17 protein-coding genes are annotated in these 15,974 nt (G+C 54.8%); 4 read left to right on the plus strand and 13 right to left on the minus strand.

Annotation, left to right across the window (positions count from 1 at the left end; all coding sequences use genetic code 11):
* Nucleotides 1-198: 198 nt before the first annotated feature.
* Complete coding sequence (locus K1718_RS19390) at nt 199-855, plus strand: transglycosylase domain-containing protein (protein WP_265681156.1); 657 nt, start codon at nt 199-201, stop codon at nt 853-855.
* Nucleotides 856-979: 124 nt separating this feature from the next.
* Here the strand turns inward: K1718_RS19390 and K1718_RS19395 are convergent, their stop codons facing one another.
* The 6 genes from K1718_RS19395 to K1718_RS19420 are packed head-to-tail and all read right to left on the minus strand — an operon-like array spanning nt 980 to nt 5,700.
* Complete coding sequence (locus K1718_RS19395; protein ID WP_265681155.1) at nt 980-1,528, minus strand: tetratricopeptide repeat protein; 549 nt, start codon at nt 1,526-1,528, stop codon at nt 980-982.
* A gap of 39 nt (nt 1,529-1,567) precedes the next feature.
* The gene (locus K1718_RS19400) at nt 1,568-2,359 is read right to left on the minus strand and encodes an ABC transporter permease (protein WP_265681154.1); all 792 of its coding nucleotides are present in this window, start codon (nt 2,357-2,359) and stop codon (nt 1,568-1,570) included.
* Entirely contained in the window at nt 2,356-3,078 is a 723-nt protein-coding gene (locus K1718_RS19405) for an ABC transporter ATP-binding protein (RefSeq protein ID WP_265681153.1), read from the minus strand. The genes K1718_RS19400 and K1718_RS19405 overlap by 4 nt, the downstream gene beginning before the upstream one ends.
* Complete coding sequence (locus K1718_RS19410; protein ID WP_265681152.1) at nt 3,075-3,533, minus strand: cupredoxin domain-containing protein; 459 nt, start codon at nt 3,531-3,533, stop codon at nt 3,075-3,077. Before K1718_RS19410 ends, K1718_RS19405 begins: the two co-directional genes overlap by 4 nt.
* A 19-nt stretch (nt 3,534-3,552) precedes the next feature.
* Nucleotides 3,553-4,524 carry a YVTN family beta-propeller repeat protein gene (locus K1718_RS19415; RefSeq protein WP_265681151.1) on the minus strand — a complete coding sequence of 324 codons (972 nt, stop codon included), beginning with the start codon at nt 4,522-4,524 and terminating at the stop codon, nt 3,553-3,555.
* 3 nt (nt 4,525-4,527) lie between these two features.
* Nucleotides 4,528-5,700, minus strand: a complete 1,173-nt coding sequence (locus K1718_RS19420) for an ABC transporter substrate-binding protein (RefSeq protein ID WP_265681150.1) — start codon at nt 5,698-5,700, stop codon at nt 4,528-4,530.
* A gap of 164 nt (nt 5,701-5,864) precedes the next feature.
* Here K1718_RS19420 and pedF point away from each other — a divergent pair, with 164 nt between their 5' ends.
* Nucleotides 5,865-6,590: a cytochrome c-550 PedF gene (gene pedF, locus K1718_RS19425; protein ID WP_152502531.1), complete on the plus strand. Its 726-nt coding sequence runs from the start codon at nt 5,865-5,867 to the stop codon at nt 6,588-6,590.
* Entirely contained in the window at nt 6,590-7,507 is a 918-nt protein-coding gene (locus K1718_RS19430; protein ID WP_265681149.1) for a transporter substrate-binding domain-containing protein, read from the plus strand. Before pedF ends, K1718_RS19430 begins: the two co-directional genes overlap by 1 nt.
* 176 nt (nt 7,508-7,683) lie before the next feature.
* On the opposite strand, the gene K1718_RS19435 is transcribed toward K1718_RS19430, so the two are convergent.
* Nucleotides 7,684-8,562 carry an FAD:protein FMN transferase gene (locus tag K1718_RS19435; RefSeq protein ID WP_265681148.1) on the minus strand — a complete coding sequence of 293 codons (879 nt, stop codon included), beginning with the start codon at nt 8,560-8,562 and terminating at the stop codon, nt 7,684-7,686.
* Between the two features lie 44 nt (nt 8,563-8,606).
* Nucleotides 8,607-10,700 (minus strand): 4Fe-4S binding protein, encoded by a 2,094-nt coding sequence (locus tag K1718_RS19440; RefSeq protein ID WP_152502534.1) that lies wholly within the window; start codon nt 10,698-10,700, stop codon nt 8,607-8,609.
* Between the two features lie 172 nt (nt 10,701-10,872).
* On the opposite strand from K1718_RS19440, the gene K1718_RS19445 reads away from it, so the two are divergent.
* Entirely contained in the window at nt 10,873-11,274 is a 402-nt protein-coding gene (locus K1718_RS19445; protein WP_209006639.1) for a c-type cytochrome, read from the plus strand.
* A 157-nt stretch (nt 11,275-11,431) separates the two neighbouring features.
* Here the strand turns inward: K1718_RS19445 and K1718_RS19450 are convergent, their stop codons facing one another.
* From K1718_RS19450 to K1718_RS19470, 5 genes are all read right to left on the minus strand, one after another.
* Entirely contained in the window at nt 11,432-12,082 is a 651-nt protein-coding gene (locus K1718_RS19450) for a peroxiredoxin (protein ID WP_152502535.1), read from the minus strand.
* 352 nt (nt 12,083-12,434) lie between these two features.
* A complete protein-coding gene (locus tag K1718_RS19455) occupies nt 12,435-13,130 on the minus strand; it encodes an RraA family protein (protein ID WP_152502536.1) in 696 nt (231 codons plus the stop codon).
* Entirely contained in the window at nt 13,130-13,822 is a 693-nt protein-coding gene (locus K1718_RS19460; protein WP_152502537.1) for an alpha/beta fold hydrolase, read from the minus strand. The genes K1718_RS19455 and K1718_RS19460 overlap by 1 nt, the downstream gene beginning before the upstream one ends.
* The gene (locus K1718_RS19465; RefSeq protein WP_152502538.1) at nt 13,819-14,952 is read right to left on the minus strand and encodes a cobalamin-independent methionine synthase II family protein; all 1,134 of its coding nucleotides are present in this window, start codon (nt 14,950-14,952) and stop codon (nt 13,819-13,821) included. Before K1718_RS19465 ends, K1718_RS19460 begins: the two co-directional genes overlap by 4 nt.
* 50 nt (nt 14,953-15,002) lie before the next feature.
* Entirely contained in the window at nt 15,003-15,968 is a 966-nt protein-coding gene (locus K1718_RS19470; RefSeq protein ID WP_265681147.1) for a cupin domain-containing protein, read from the minus strand.
* Nucleotides 15,969-15,974: the final 6 nt, after the last annotated feature.

The raw sequence follows: 15,974 nt of genomic DNA on the forward strand, positions 1-15,974 counted from the left end.
CGCCTGTTCCAGGTTCTTTCTGTGAATTTGCGTTGGGTAGGAATAGCAGTTTTCAATGCCCATCTCGCCGAAAAATGGCCGGAGGCGCATGACGGCCTCAAACCCGATTTCCCACGTAAATCAGCTGTTGCAACTTTTTGATGCCGCAATTCAGGACCATCAACTTCGCCAGGGAGGCTGCAACCAGGGATACAATCAATGAAAAAGTTCGCCAAGGTCGGAGCGGGTTCGATCGCACTCTTGCTGGCTGGATGCATTGGCTATGGCGCGTTTGGCTATTTTGACGCGATTTCCGATGCAGACGATTTGAGAACGCGGGCCGATACCCTCATTGCTTCCGACTTCGGGGGAGCTTCCTTGGGAGCGGAGCGCTACCAACAGCTTCTGGCGGTACAAGACCCACGGTTCGAGCAACATGGCGGCGTGGACATGACAACACCGGGCGCCGGCATAACAACCATTTCGCAATCGCTGTCAAAGCGTGTCGGATTTGAAAAATTCACCCCGGGTATCGGGAAAATCAGGCAAACCGGCTACGCGCTTGGTTTGGAGAGCGAACTAAGCAAAGAGCAAATAATGGCACTTTGGCTGGACACTCTGGAAATGGGACGTGGACCGGAGGGTTGGGTGACGGGCTTTCATCGCATGAGTGAGGCAGTATTTGGCGCACCACCTCGCGCGATCAAAGACGAGCAATATCTGTCTCTTCTCGCGGTAATGATTGCCCCTGCGCAGTACCGGATCGGAACCAAGGATGACGCTCTAGCTGACCGAACTGGCAGAATTGGCAGACTTGTTTCGGGCAAATGCGCCCCAATCGACAATTCCGATGTCTGGTTGGAAGGCTGCATGTAGCTGCACAAAGTAGGCGCAGAAACATGAAATTGATCCGCAGAACTGTGACATGCAGTTTATTGTTCAGCTGCAGGACAACTGACCAACGCAGTCGTCCAAACGCTCCCGCAAACGAACAAACGCCCTAGTAAATACGTTGAAATTTCCATTCGTCAGCATCTGGTGTAACAAGTTTCCAGTCGTACCCACCCTGCTGAAGTTCTTCCGCGGTTTCGAAGCCCTGCTCAGCTGACCGGTCAATGAAACTCTTGCCAAGGTCAATGTCCTGCTCGACGCCATAGCCGCGCAGAAGATCCAGGCCGTAGTTGAACTGTCCGATTGGGTCGCCAGCCTCGGCGGCTCTTCGGTCCCATTCGGCAGCAGATTCCGGGTTCTCAGCCTTTCCAAGACCGTTCTGCTCCATATAGGCCATCCAGGTCATGGTTCCTGTCCAGCCTTGTTCAGCGCAGGTCCGAAACAGTTTGCGCGCCGCGTCGTGGTCGCCTTTCTTTGTCAGCATGTAGCCCTGTGCGCACACGACCATATCAACGTCGCCTTCCAGAGCACGGCTAAGCGATTTGCTGAGGCTCATTTCGTCCGGATTGAGTGTTCCGCCACTGTCGACCTGTTCCGCCAGCGCGCTCTGCCCCAAAATTCCGGTCGCGAGCAATATTGTGACAAGTCCGTATTTCATGTCCGGGCCTCCTGTTTACAAAACCCGTCAGACACGTGCTCAGGCCTTTCGCCTGACCATGCCGCGTGACGGATCATACCCCCAAAGACTGCCAAAGAGAAAGACTGCGAAAGCAAACACCACCCAAAGCAAAGCTATCCAGTCAACCTGTCCGTAAAGTGCAAAACGAATGAGTTCGACGCCGTGGGAAAACGGATTGAACGCACAAATGTCCCGCAGGATGATTGAGGCTTCCGCCATCTTCCAAAGCGGATAGAGAGCCGTCGACAGAAAGAACATCGGAAAGATCACGAAGTTCATCACGCCGGCGAAATTCTCCAACTGATTGATCGTGCTCGACAGCAAGAGACCGAGCGCGCCAAGCATCAGTCCGTTCAGAATGAGAGCGGGCAGAATGGCGGCATAGCCGGACGGCGAGAAACCGATGCCCAAGAGCCCTGCGATCGCGAGGAATGTATAGACCTGAAAAATCGAAATGATGGTGCTTGCAAACAGCTTGCAAAACAGCAGCCACCAGCGTGGGATCGGACTTGTCAGAAGCAGGCGCATCGATCCCATTTCACGGTCATAGACCAGACTGAGCGAGGATTGCATACCTGAAAAGAGCTGTATCATGCCGCACAGTCCGGGAACGATATAGATCTCATAAGTTATGTAGGTCTGGTACGGCGGCTGTATTGATAGTCCGAGTGCAGCACGAAATCCGGCCGCAAAAACGATCAGCCATACCAATGGCCTGACGATTGCCGCCAGAAAACGTCCGCGCTGTGATACAAATCGCAGGGCCTCGCGGTGAATGATTGCCAGGAGGCAGACCAGAGCGGCTCTCATTCGTTGTCTCCAGTCAGCTCCAGAAAACGAGACTGAAGCGATCTGCCCGTCGCAATTTCTCCCGCATGTCCATCAGCGCAAATTCTGCCCTCATGAAGCACGACAAGTCGATCTTCGTCATTGATCTCATCAACCAGATGCGTTGCCCACAGGACTGCGAGATCCCGCTCGCGTGCCAGATCATGAACATAAGCTGTGATCGACTGCCTGGTAGCAGCATCAAGTCCAACTGTGGGTTCATCGAGCAAGAGAACCTGCGGATCGTGGATCAACGCACGGGCAATTTCCATTCGTCGCCTGTGTCCGCCATTGAGTGCCCTGACCTTTTCACCGACACGCTCTGCCATGTTTACACGCTCCAGGCATGCCGTGATCCGCTTGTCAGCCTCAGCGCCCGACATTCCGTGAAGGGCTGCGAAATACTTGAGATTGCGCCACACCGTAAGGTCCAGGTCGAGCGTCGGCTGCTGGAACACGACACCGATGCATGCAAGTGCCTTTCCGGGTTCACGCGCCAGCGAATAGCCATCAACCAGGACTTGACCGGCATCAGGGACAAACAGCCGGGTCATTATTGAAAACAAGGTGCTCTTCCCGGCTCCGTTCGGACCGAGAAGAGCGCAAAATGTCCCGGGGTTCAGTTTAAAACAGACATCGTTCAGGGCAGTCTTTTTTCCAAATCGATGCGAGATGCCCTGAACATCAAGGCGAACCGTCACTTTATGGTGATCTCAAGCGTTTGAAGGTCACTGCATGGAACGCCGAAACTGTAGGTTCCAGGCTTGATTGCAAGGAAGCTGATTTCAGCTGTTCCCGCTTCGTCGAATTCCAGACTATCGACGCCAAGCGGGCGGATCTCAATGCCTTCGATGACAATCTCATCGATCCAGATCGCCCTGAAGAACCCTGCCCCGGCCAATGCCAATTCCTGGCTGCCGTCTGCCTCGATTTCAATCTCGTAGTAAGTGCCGGATTTGAGTTCGAGAGTTCCGCTTTCGGTCAGCGGCACACCGGCAGACAAGGTCAGTGCCGGAAGATCTTCCCTGTTGTCACGGGACAGGATACCTGCAGTGCCGAATGTCGGTGCATCGTCGTCATCGTCATCCCCTTCACTCGCGAGGACCGGGGCAGTCAGGATAGCCAGTGTCGTCGCGCAAGCGAGCAAAAACTTCATATTTTCCTCCCAGATTTATTCAGTTTGTTGGCCGGAACGCCGCTCCCCACGGGAAGCGGCCCACCTTGATCGATTTGATGGGCGCCAGTTCGGCAACATCAATAACGGTGACATCTCCAGAAAGGCCATTGGTGGTAAAAAGCAGGCTCTCGTCACCGTTGAATGCCATGTGCCAAACCCTGCGACCGACCAGGATGTAGTCGGTCACTTCATAGGTTTTTGGATCGACAACAGCCACATGATTTGACGGACCGAGAGCAACGAACACGTGTTTGCCATCGCGCGTCATTTCAAAACCGACAGGCTGAACACGATCGGGATGGATGCCCTGTATCTCGAATTCTATCTTGGCCTTTTCCTGCTGGCTTTCCCTGTCGAAAACCGTGATCGTGCCGCCAATCTCCGAGCTGACCCAGAGTTCCGAACCGTCAAGTGTGAACTCCGCATGGCGCGGGCGCTGATCGACAATCGTGTTGGCGAACAGTTCCTGCGTACTGGTGTCGATCCAATGAGCCATGTTGGTCGTCTCGGATGTCGTGATCGCAATCTCTCCATCCGGCGAGACCGCCATCCCTTCCGGTTCAATTCCAACATCGATCTGTGCCACAACACGTTTTGTCTCAGTGTCCACCACGGTTGTGATCGCGTCATCCTCGTTGGCGATGTAAAGATGTCGGTTGTCCGGGTGCAACACGAACTGTTCCGGGTCTTCACCGGATGGAAGTTCGTGCAGAATCTTGCCCGTTTCCGGGTCTATGACCTGCACCGTGTCGCTGTCGGATGCGCATAGGTAGAGCACGGAATGGTCGATGGCGAATGTGATGCCGCGTGGCCTTTCGCCAACGTCGATCGTGCGGACAACTTCGAGTGTGTCGATGTCGATCACACTGATCGTGTCGTCTTTTTCGTTGGACACCCAAATCTCGTCAGCCAGTGCAGACGTCAGCCCCATCCCGGCTGCGAGCCCAATGATTGGCCATAACCTTCGCATGATTCACTCCCTATACGCGGTACACGCGCTTTCCGCTTCGTCTATTCCAAGGGTATCGAGCTCGGTGCGCTGATGGAGGAACCCCTCCAGCGGGGCCTGTGCCACCAACGCACGCGAATGTATGAGCGGGATCGGCTGGCGCAATTGGCCATTCCAAGACCGGAAGGTCAGTGGCCTGCCCTTGAATCCGGCCAACTCGAATTTGTCCGAAAGCAGGTACCCGCGTATGGCTGCGGCATCCGCCTGGTTTGTACGTGTAACAGCCTCTCCGATCGCCCGCATTGCCGCCCAAGCCGCATAGTCGACGGATCGCATTGGCCTGTCTGCGGCCCTATCGAAACGCTTTTGCAGTTGCGCAGCGCCCCATTGTTCCACAGTCCTGTGCCATGCAGTGGGAACCAGCCCCTCTGTTCCGGCAACCGGCCTGGGTTGCCACAAGTTCATGGGGACGTACCGGCCGAAGTCATCCGTCTCATCGGCAACAACCAAAAGGTCATGCTCGGGAAAATCCTGCGTGAACAAGGGCAATTCCTGGAAGGCAGTACGACGCATGTCCGCATCAACATCCCAGACCTTGCTTTCATGGATGCTCACACCGAATTTCTTTGCCGACCTCTCAAGAGCATCGGCATAGGCCTGGTCTTTTGGGTTTGGTCCGGCAATCACGACCCAGTCCGTCCATTTCTTGCGAACGCCGAATTGGGCAAGAGCATCAGTCAGCATGGCCCTTGAAGGCAGAGTGTGCAAAACATTTGCCCGGCAAGATGCATCCCTCAGATCCGTGTCGTTCGCGCTCACATTGAAGATGACCGCAGCGTTGGCTTCCGGCAGATCCGCCAATGCCAATAACTTGTCCCTGGGTGCCTTGACGATGATAAAGGGTGTGATCGACAGCAGGTCACGCGCGGCGGCAGCAAAGTCTCCGCCTTCTTCCACGATCCGTGCCTCCAGCGCATAAGTCTGCTTCAAAAAGCGGCCGGTCGTTGCATTGTCCTTTAGGCCAATTCCTGCACCCGCCAAACCCTCATCGGCGGGAACCGGGTCGAGATTTGAGAGTACCGGAGGTTGTGGTTCCAATTGCTCCAGATAACCGATCGTAACGGCAACTTCAGCATATGCCGCACCGCAACAAACCCATAATATCACTAAGTATTTCGCGATCGACCTGATAATCATTCGACCAGTCTCCGTGATCCGAATACGCGTGAACATTCAACAACCAACAGGTTAGTCTGACAGTCACTACGGAAGCAAGGAAAGGAGACTTGTCCCTTGGTACAATAGCGCCTCTTCATCAGCTGTGCGTATTTATTCGCGACGATCTCGGGAGGAGAGAACTCATGAATTTTCGCAAATGCATGCTGGGCATCTTTGCGGCTGGAACCGCCCTTTCCCTGACATCACTTGACCCGATGGGACGTGTGGAAGCTCATGGCGATGTAGCGCCACAGGCGGTCGATACGGCCGGTCTTCCTGATCTCGGCGAAGAGTGGCTCCTGGAAAATCCCTGGAGAGATCCAGACAGTGAATTCTGGGCGCTGGCGGTCAAGGTCGGCGCGTCGGGCTATAATCAGAATTGTGCACGCTGCCATGGCCTGGAGGTGATTTCCGGCGGGCTGGCCCCCGACCTCAGATATCTGGAGGCCGACGACTTCGGGGACGAATGGTACTTGGAGCGGTACCAGAACGGCTACACTCAGAACGGCATTACCAAGATGCCGGCATTCGGCGAATTGCTCGGCCAGGAAGCAGCATGGGCCATTCGCACTTATGTTGAAACGCGGCCAGACGAAGGCGCACTTGATCCACATTCGGAGCGTTTGAAGGCAATACGAGATGTGATCAAGGAACTCTCCGAAAAGTCCATCCCTGCAGCTGAAGCTGAAAGCACGATCGCACCGCTCCGCTTGGAAATGGAGGAAATTGCCAATTCCCTGGAAACAGGTTCCGGCGCTCCTCGAGCGGATTCCGTTGCATCCCGGGCCGTCCTGCAGTTGGATGGTTCAGATGACAGTCTTAAGAAAACCGCTGAGATACTGACGATCGGACTATCGGCCGCCGAATAATGTTCAAACTTGCGCGACAAGCAGCGATCGCAGTCCTGGCTATGATCACCATGGCCGGGACTGATGCGTTTGCCCAGAACTGTGAAAATGTGCGTTTCGGCGATGAAGCGGAACGCAAACCGCAAAATGTAGGTCGCGATATCGTTGGCCGGAGTCTTGACGATATCCAGGAACGCGGGTCGATCAAAATCGCTGTTTATGAAGATTTTCCGCCATTTTCCTATAAGGAAAACGGTATCTTGAAAGGCGTAGATATCGAGATTGGCAAGCTGATTGCGGCAGACCTTGGCGTTGAGGCTCAGTTCATCGTCACGGCAGCTGATGAGAACGTCGATGGTGACCTGCGAAACAACGTCTGGCGCGGCAAGCTAATTGGCGGACAGATCTCCAACGTCATGCTTCATGTGCCTTATGATCGTGAGCTCGGTTGCCGGAATGAAATGGTGGTCCTGAACGGTCAGTACTACAACGAACAGCTTGCCATTGCTTACCGGAAGGACGCCTATCCGGAAGATCCACCCGTTCCTGCCTATTTCCGTTTTGACACTGTCGGCGTTGAAAACGACACTCTCTCTGATTTTTATCTGACTGGCTTCGCTCGAGGCCAGCTTGTGTCAAACATGCGCCGTTATCCAAGTGCGAGCGACGCCATGTCGGCCCTGGCGAACGGTGAGGTCATGGCAGTCATGGCACCTCTATCTCAGCTTGAGCACGATTTGACTGAGGGGTTGGCGGTGCACTCGCCCCCTTTCCCCGGATTGGCCAAGTCTTCCTGGACACTGGGGCTTGCGGTACGGCACAACTGGCGCCCGCTATCCTATGCGGTCGATGATGCTATCCGTTATGCCGTTGAGGACGGGCGGATGGCGAAGATCTTTGAAGACCATGGCCTGACCTACACGCAACCCGATTGGTAGCCTGAAACGCGCGAAGCGGCCCCAAGTGTACAGAACACTTTCAGACGTCAACTGAGCGCGCATGTGCATGGTCTTGACTTGCCAGACCCCACCTTTCATCGCCCACAGGCTTAGGAAACACAGCAGATCAAGGCTCGAACGAACAGAACCTACTGTTGGTTGGGCCGTACCCCTGATCAAAAACGCAACAATTCACCCGTGGTCGCTTCGAGCCAGATTGCCTGCGCCAGGCCTATTTCTACTGCTTGCTTTGCCAATTCGGGTGATGCCGTCAATGCAATCGCGGTTGAAAGGCCGTCAGCTTCAGCTGCGGTCTTCGCCTTCACGCTGACAGATCGCCAACTGGGGATGGTTTTGGTCAGATCCGGGTTCACAATGTGGCCATTGCCGTTTTCGAAACGGGTTCCCAAAGGCGCAGATGTCGCGACTGCCGAATTGAAAAGCTGAATGCTATCCAACACCTCACCTTGCTGACCGGCGATACCAATATGTGCTGACTGTTCCCCCGCACGGTATTCACCAATGTGAACCAGGTGGGGCGCAAAACCATGCGCATTCAGGACTTCGCTGACCCGATCCGTTGCAAAGCCCTGTGCTATTCCATTCAGTGTCATTGCCATTCCCGGTACGGCAAACGACAAATGCGATGATTGTCTTTGAACCTTGGCCCACCCAACCTTCGCTGCGAGCGCTTTTCTGACGGTCGCTGACAGCTCTCCGTCCGCGCGCGCCTGTGCCACCATCAGGGGCTGAACCGTCGGGTCGAACAATCCGTCAGTCTGGCGATGTAACTTGTCCACCAAACTCATCAGGCGGGCGAACTCGGGCGGCATTTCCAGGAAACCGTTCGCATTGAGTGCGTTCAATGCGGATCGCGGTTGGTAAAGGGAAAACAGCCTTTCCATCCGTAGCACAGTGTCTCTTGCTGCTGCGATAGCCTGACCTGTCTTGGTGTTGTCGCCACCGAACAACCGAATCTCCGCTTCCGCCCCGAGTGCACGTCCGCGCCAGACAGACACCTCAGACTGCGCAGGAGAACTTCCGGATACCGACATGGCACACCCGGCCATAATAGTGAGGAACCGGCGTCGACTAGGCTTCAAAGCTGCCTCCCCCGTTTTGCAAGGATAAGCGGGACGCACTGATTGTCGTCGTCGTGAATGGTCACGCAATCAAGACATTGAAAGCACTCATCATATTTGATGCCACCGGTCGGTTTGATTGCATTGTAATTGCATTTTACGCGGCATAGCTGACAAGGACTGCCACAAACATCCCTGCGTGGAATCCAATCTCGCAGCCGCAGAAATCCGCCAATCGCCATCACCGCCCCAAGCGGGCAGATGTAGCGGCAGAACCCCTTGAACACCACCATGCTGAGCAAAAGCAGACCGACGCAATAAAGAACAAAATACCATTCCCGGACAAAAAAAGTTGTTATCGCGGTCTTGAAGGGTTCCACTTCAATGGCAGTGTCGAGATAGGTTGGCGCCAGGATCGCAAGCGCGAGAAGGCCAGCAAGGATCACGTATTTGAGCTTGACCAGCCAGAAGTCGATGCGATCGGGAACCTGGATCTGCGGAAGACGCAACAGTCGGCCAAGATAGTGCATGAACTCCTGCATAGCGCCAAAAGGGCACATCCAACCGCAGAAGAACCCGCGCCCCCAAATGACAAATGTCAGCAGCACAACACCCCAGATCAAGAGTGAAAACGGGTCATAAAGCAGGAAGGCCAGGCTCTGCCCTTCGAACAGGCTGCGCACAACGCCAAGGACGGTCGCAATGGAAAGCTGCCCTTGTCCCCACCATCCGACGAAACCGATCACGCCCGCCAAAATTGCGAGCCGAACAAGGGTATATTGTCGAAACCCAGCCAATCTCGACTGGCCCAGCAACAGCAGAGGCACCAGCGCGGCAAGTCCGCCGGCAAGCACCACGAGGTCACCTGACCTTGCATCCATAGCTTGGCGCCATACTGGAACAGGGGCGGGAGGTTCGTCCTTTATGAAAAACCGCTCGTCTGTCTTGTGTGCAACTGTGAAGTCAACTGTTCCGATTTCAGGCCGAAAAGACCCATGTTCCCGGACAGCACGGACTGACAAAGACCATTCATCGATCGGATTGAAACCCAGTCGGCGATCTGTCCGCAGCACCATTGCAAATTCGCCGGGTATGCCGTCCCGCAATTCGACATCCAGATCGGCGTCCCGCAATGAAATCGGCAAGCCATCCTGACTTGCCGTGATCAAATTGGGGCTGGTGTTTCGCACAAAATCCTCAGTTACAAGGCCGTGGCGCCCTGCATCGATCACAAGGATCGGCTCATCGTCCGGCGACAACTCCTGGAAGTTTCTGAGCTGGCTCAAACTGTCCGGCTCTAAAATGGCTTCGGCAATTGCAGGAGGGCCGAGATCGACCACCCAGAGGTCCAGATAGATTTCGTCCGGCTCATCCTTTGCCACGGGGTCGTCATCGGCCCAGATCGAATCTGCAAACGCATCGTCGACTTCACGATTGGTAACCACCCGGCGGCCCGCAATACCCTCCTCAACAATTTGCTCCCAGGTCAACGGTTCAGCGTGTTCAAGGTCCGGTTTGGCGGCTGCCCGTCCGCCAATCCCTTGCATCTTTTCACGCGCAACCTTGAGCGCGGCAGCAAGCAGCGTTTCATGAGCGATACGCACGCTGGCTGTCGCCTTTGTCACACCATCAAGATAAACAAGCGATGAGCCGCTGCTTTGGTCACCATAGGGAACACCAATGACCAGTGAATCGGTGATGGAGTATCCCTTGTATTGCGAAATGAATTCCTGAAACGGGGCTTCGCCAAGCCCCGAGACGAAGATCGGTTCGTTGTGAGAAACGATATCCACGTCAATCAGGCGCCCTTCCAGCGTCAGAATGACAAACAGATTGATCGGGGCACCTGAAAAACCGGGAAGTGGTGCCAAAGGCTCCGTCTCAAATGCGTAGCCGGAAACCCTGCCATCCAGGTTGATCAGCTCATATATGCCGCCTTCAAGCAGGTCCCCCAATTGATAGGGAGGTTCGATGTAACGCGCTGCTTCTTCCCGCTCCAGTTCCTCAGCGCTGCTTGCTGAGAGCAATAGTAAAAGAACCGCAGCGGCAAAGACGATGTGCTTTGCCAGCCCGCCCAGACAGCCAAGCGCCCTGTTTTGAAACTCCTCCATGAGAGGCAGTTTTTCTGTTCGGAAAAACTGACGCAACTGTCCTTTAGATCAAGAAGGTTTCCGGAAAGCATTCCCTGCCCTGTACCAAAGGACAATAAAATCGTTGACCCAGATCAACGTCGCATAGTTGCGCATGGCGTTTCCTCCTCTTATCCAAAAGAGGAGAAATCCCATGTCAATCCGGGACGTATTTTTGGCAATTGCAGTGGTTTCACTTGCGCAAACCGCACAAGCATCGGAAGTCTTTGAGAAGGCCAAGATTACTGCTGGAGAAATGCTTTACAGGGTAGAGTGCCGGCGCTGCCATGCACCCAATTCGAACGACCCGAGTTACGGACCACCGCTTGAAAACATCATTGGCCGAGGAGCCGGGACGTTTCCGGACTATGACTATTCTGAAGCTCTTGCCGCTTCAGGCATTGTCTGGACCCCTGCTGCGCTTCGCGCCTGGATGGAAGACAACACCGGTTTTCTTCCTGGAACAAAGATGCGCCATGTCGGCATTCAGGACAGGACTGTCCAGGATTTTATCCTGACGTACCTTGCAAGCCTTGCACCACAAAGTGACAAGTGACGTGAAAAAACGGCAGGAAATCAACTGCCTCGAGACTTCAGAGGCTTTGTAAAGGTTGGCAAAACGGATTGCCGGCACCTTCGAACAGCTCAATCAGCAATGAGTTTGCGATCAGACGCCGGAACAGCACGCGTGGGTGCTGTTCCGGTTATTTGCGTTAGGCCGGAACCTTGGTTTTGCGCAAATACGGCAGAACGGTCTCAAACGAACCGAACTTTGCCTTGGCATCTTCGTCACTTACGGTCGCCGGGATGATTACGTCCTGACCGACTTCCCAGTTGGCCGGTGTTGCAACACCCTTGCCTGTTGTCTGCAGCGCATCAAGCGCACGCAACACTTCGGCAAAGTTACGGCCGACCGTCATCGGGTAGGTCATCGACAGTTTCAGCTGCTTGTCCGGTCCGATAATGAAAACCGAACGCACAGTCGCACTGTCTGCAGGTGTACGCCCATCCGGCAGATACGCTTCTGACGGCAACATGTCGAAGGCCTTTGAAACTTCCAGCCCCTCGTCGGCAATGATCGGAAAACCGGCAGCAGCACCACCGACCTTTTCAATATCGGCTTTCCACTTCTTGTGATCATCCGCGCTGTCGACCGACACGCCGATCACCTTGGTGCCCCGCTTTTCCCATTCCGCTGCAAGCTGTGCAACAGCGCCGAACTCAGTGGTGCACACCGGGGTGAAGTCTTTGGGGTGACTGAACAGGATCGCCCAGCTGTCGCCGATCCAGTCATGGAAAGTGATCTGACCATGGTCGGTTTCAGCTGTGAAATTCGGAACTGTATCGTTGATACGAAGTGACATGTGATGTGTCCTTTCAGTCTTCGTGGATCGGAGGCGGAAGGCGAATGATCAGCCCTGCTTGATGAGTTCGGCTTGATGTTTAGTGCATGTTCGGCACTTGGTCCAATGCGGCAATGAGTACCTTTACCGAGAAAACCCAGCCGAACCGAAATGCTCACGGAACTGACCTTGGTCTGTTTCACTCGATATGCATTCTCAGCCAAGCACTTTCAAGGAGCCAGTTGTGCCGCGCTCAACGAAAACAACCACCAAATGAGCTCATTTGAATTGGCGTCAAATCGACACTCTGTAAAACGCTAGGCAAGTTTGAACCAGCCCCGCTGCCGGGGCCCTTGAAGAGCAGACAACAAGCTCACGTTCGCGCTTTTTCGAACGCGGTCCATGCGGCTTGAAATTTCTCGAAATTGAACCCTGGTTCGCGCGCAGGGCCCAAAACCAGCATTTCTGTTTCCAGAAGTTTTCGGATGGCATTTGCAAGGTTTGGCAAGACCGCATCCGGTATCACAAGTGCACCGTGGCGGTCAGCGTGCACAAGTTCACCTGGGTGAATATCAAGGCCAAAGATCTTCACGGGCGTGTCGATTTCCTTCACATGCACATATCCATGGCTCGGGCCGATGGATCCGGCGACAACCGGAAACCCTTCAGGCAAGTCGCCAAGATCGCGCATGACGCCATTGGTGAGTGTGCCTGCCAGATCAAACCCCTTGTGCAGCGTTGTGTTGATCTCCCCCCAGAAGGCACCAATCGCATTTGGATAGTCGAGGTCTTCGACAACCGTTATCGCCGGACGTGGACCTTCCGACATATAGCGGTAGTAATCCATACGCCGAGCCTTGATAACCTCGGCCGGCTCCGTTGGCGGTGCCAAAGCGGAGATCTTTGCCGTTCTTGCAATTCCGACCATCGCGCCGGCCTCTGGCGCGGAACACAACATTGTGCCACGCGTGAAGCGATTGAAACCCCGCCCTCCTTCGGCGACTTCGATTGCGTTGCAGACAGTCGGGGTATCGACGGATTTCAGGAGGTCGATGAGGTCAGTATCCATCAGATTTCCAGCCAGGTTTTAAACGCCTCGTTGACAGCGTCAGGTTGTTCAAGTGTCGGGAGATGCCCAGCACCTTCCACGACCGTCAAAGTCGATCCGCTTATGAGGTCATGCATCAGTTCGTGTCGGTCGAGCGGGCAAAGCCTGTCTTCGGCGCCCATGAGGATCAGGGTCGGACACGCGACTGCGGCCAAGGTCTTCTGTTGATCCGGCCGCGTCTGCAAGGCCCGTGATTGGCGTTCGAATACACCAGCCCCCAGATCCAGCGCCATATTCATGCAGAGATCCAGGACATCCTGGCGACGCGGTCCGTTTGCCAGATAATTGGGCTTCAATTCGTCTCTCATGACGTCCTTGAGGCTGCCGGCCCGGACCTTGTCTATCTGCGGTTCACGGCCTTGCTTGACCTCATCGAGTTCGGCGCGCGGATTGGTGTCGAGCAATGCAAGCCTTGCAACGCGCTCCGGCGCTTGGCGGACAACTTCCATTGCCACAATGCCGCCCATTGAAAGGCCGGCGAGCGCGAAACGAGAAGGCGCATTTTGCAGGATTTCTTCGGCCAGTTCACCGATGCTCGCATGCCCTGTCACAGGCGCCAGATGCAATGGCACCTTGCCCGACAATTCGGCGATCTGCGGTCCGTAAAGACGCGCATCACACATCATGCCGGGCAACAGGACCAAAGGTGTCACGCACGCTCTCCGGCAATGGCAGCCCCTTCGGCGAGTGCGCCAAGCTTGGCATAGGCAATTTCAGGATCAACGGCACCAAAACCTGCAAATGTTCCGAAGCCACAATCGGAGCCCGCAATCACCCTATCTGAACCGACAATGTCGACAAACCGGTCGAGACGCTGTGCAACAGCTTCCGGGTGCTCGACAAAATTCGTTGTGGTGTCGACAACGCCCGGTACAAGGATCTTGTCCTCGGGAATTTCAGATTTTCGATCCCTGAAGACGGACCATTCATGAGCATGGCGAGGATTTGACGTCTCGAAGAGGACATACCTTGCTCGCGCGGACATCAACGTGGAAAACACCTTGTCCATGGAAATATCGCACACGTGCGGTCCTTCGTAGTTGCCCCAGCAAATGTGAATCCTCACATTGGCTGGATCAATGTTCTGCAGGGCATGGTTGAGAGCCTCGATATGGCTCGCAGCAATCTTCAGAAACTCTTCATCGGACAGATCGGTGAAGAGCATGTGCCGCGACAGGGCCAGGTCGGGACAATCCAGCTGCAAATCCAGCCCTGCACCAACGATTGTCTCATACTCCGCCTTCATGACCTCGGCCAGGGCTTCAAGGTAAGCCTCACGCGAAGAATAAAAGTCGTTCTGCAAAAAGAGCGAGATCACCCCAGGGGACGCTGCATTCATAAAGCCGCGCTCGACTCCATTGGCTGCCATCGCCGCCTTCAGATTGGCGATGTCCTTTTCCAGCTCTCCCTGCCCTTTTGAACGAACTTCACCAGTACACATCGGCCGGGCGTATTTCGGAGTGCCGCCGCTTTCTGCGATGCGTTTCAGAAAACTCGGATAGAGCTTCAAGTCAGCAGGAGCATTGCGCGGACTGTCACCTGAAAAACCAGTGTATCGATCCTTCACGTAAGTCGCGTAAGAAATCTTGGAAGTCTCACCATCGCTTACAATGGACACACCCGCATCCACCTGTTTGCGCACGGTGTCATTGACTGCTTCCGTCATTGCCGCATCAAACGCAGCGACTTCATAGTCGTCACCATTTTCCCGGGCGAATATGTAGTCGACGACTTTTTGCGTGCGGGGAAGCGATCCCACATGCGTGACTTCAATTTTGCTCATGTGCATTTCCCCCTTGCGGAACAGGTAGGCCTGTCCATCAAAACTCAATGTCACCCGATCCAGGTTGGTCCGGCGGGGTCGGCTGTGTTCATAACTCTGAAGAGGCTGGCTTCTCCGCTCATCGACGGTTCCAGACGGTGCTCCAGTTCTGGCGGCACAGCGCAGGTGTCCCCCGGTGCCAAGACCTTCTCGCCACCTGTCCAGCTGAGTTTCCAATGACCGCGCATGACCATCAGGATCTCGTGGCAGTTCAGCTTGTAGGCGGTATCGGGGATCGATCCGCGGGTCAGGAATTCGACTTCAAAACCCGGTTTGTCCTTGAGGAGTGCGTTTTCACCGATAACCTTACAGGGATTGCCAGCTGCAAGCGCCATCATGTCCCAGTATCGCGCGACATAATCGCGAACGACAGCGTCGTTGCCAGGTTCCGGAAACGCCTTGAGTTCTTCTTCGCTCAAGAGGGGCATCGGATTGACATCAGCAGGCAGTGACTGACCTTTTTTAGTGTCATAAAGAACGCCGTTTTCACCCAGCACAAGACCATGATCTGCGGCGTCTTCGATCACCTGTGGTGCCCAGGTCACCCCTCCGCCGGCATCGTCACCGCCAAGGATTGCCATGATCATCCCGTAGTCTGTACCGATGTTTTCAAAACCACGAAAGATTCCGGTCGGAATATTGAAGATGTCGCCTTCTTCAAGCACCATTTCCCCGGCCTTGCCCCAACGACCCCAGAAGAAACGCCAGCGCCCTTTCAAGACATAAAACACTTCGGCAGTTGTGTGCGAGTGAAGTGAATTCCGACACTTTGGCGGTTGTCCGGCGGCACCTATGTTGAAGCCTGGCGTCTCTTTGATATGGACGTGCTGGTCCGGGCTTTCGGAAACACCGCCTCCAATGATCGTAAAGTTCTCCTTTTGATCGGAGCCCGGCGTATGGGCATCGATAAAGGCCGTACGGCAGGGTTTCAAATCGCCGTATCGGACGATCCGTGTTTCCATTTCTTCAGGGGTCATAACGGA

The organism is Roseibium porphyridii, assembly GCF_026191725.2.
Lineage (GTDB): Bacteria > Pseudomonadota > Alphaproteobacteria > Rhizobiales > Stappiaceae > Roseibium > Roseibium porphyridii.

Excerpts from the sequence above, each read along its gene's own strand:
- K1718_RS19420 (WP_265681150.1), bottom strand. The coding sequence starts at position 5,700 with ATGATTATCAGGTCGATCGCGAAATACTTAGTGATATTATGGGTTTGT.
- K1718_RS19440 (WP_152502534.1), bottom strand. The coding sequence starts at position 10,700 with ATGGAGGAGTTTCAAAACAGGGCGCTTGGCTGTCTGGGCGGGCTGGCA.
- K1718_RS19410 (WP_265681152.1), bottom strand. The coding sequence starts at position 3,533 with ATGAAGTTTTTGCTCGCTTGCGCGACGACACTGGCTATCCTGACTGCC.
- K1718_RS19445 (WP_209006639.1), top strand. The coding sequence starts at position 10,873 with ATGTCAATCCGGGACGTATTTTTGGCAATTGCAGTGGTTTCACTTGCG.
- K1718_RS19400 (WP_265681154.1), bottom strand. The coding sequence starts at position 2,359 with ATGAGAGCCGCTCTGGTCTGCCTCCTGGCAATCATTCACCGCGAGGCC.
- K1718_RS19430 (WP_265681149.1), top strand. The coding sequence starts at position 6,590 with ATGTTCAAACTTGCGCGACAAGCAGCGATCGCAGTCCTGGCTATGATC.
- K1718_RS19450 (WP_152502535.1), bottom strand. The coding sequence starts at position 12,082 with ATGTCACTTCGTATCAACGATACAGTTCCGAATTTCACAGCTGAAACC.
- K1718_RS19390 (WP_265681156.1), top strand. The coding sequence starts at position 199 with ATGAAAAAGTTCGCCAAGGTCGGAGCGGGTTCGATCGCACTCTTGCTG.
- K1718_RS19435 (WP_265681148.1), bottom strand. The coding sequence starts at position 8,562 with ATGTCGGTATCCGGAAGTTCTCCTGCGCAGTCTGAGGTGTCTGTCTGG.
- K1718_RS19470 (WP_265681147.1), bottom strand. The coding sequence starts at position 15,968 with ATGACCCCTGAAGAAATGGAAACACGGATCGTCCGATACGGCGATTTG.
- K1718_RS19395 (WP_265681155.1), bottom strand. The coding sequence starts at position 1,528 with ATGAAATACGGACTTGTCACAATATTGCTCGCGACCGGAATTTTGGGG.
- pedF (WP_152502531.1), top strand. The coding sequence starts at position 5,865 with ATGAATTTTCGCAAATGCATGCTGGGCATCTTTGCGGCTGGAACCGCC.
- K1718_RS19415 (WP_265681151.1), bottom strand. The coding sequence starts at position 4,524 with ATGCGAAGGTTATGGCCAATCATTGGGCTCGCAGCCGGGATGGGGCTG.
- K1718_RS19465 (WP_152502538.1), bottom strand. The coding sequence starts at position 14,952 with ATGAGCAAAATTGAAGTCACGCATGTGGGATCGCTTCCCCGCACGCAA.
- K1718_RS19455 (WP_152502536.1), bottom strand. The coding sequence starts at position 13,130 with ATGGATACTGACCTCATCGACCTCCTGAAATCCGTCGATACCCCGACT.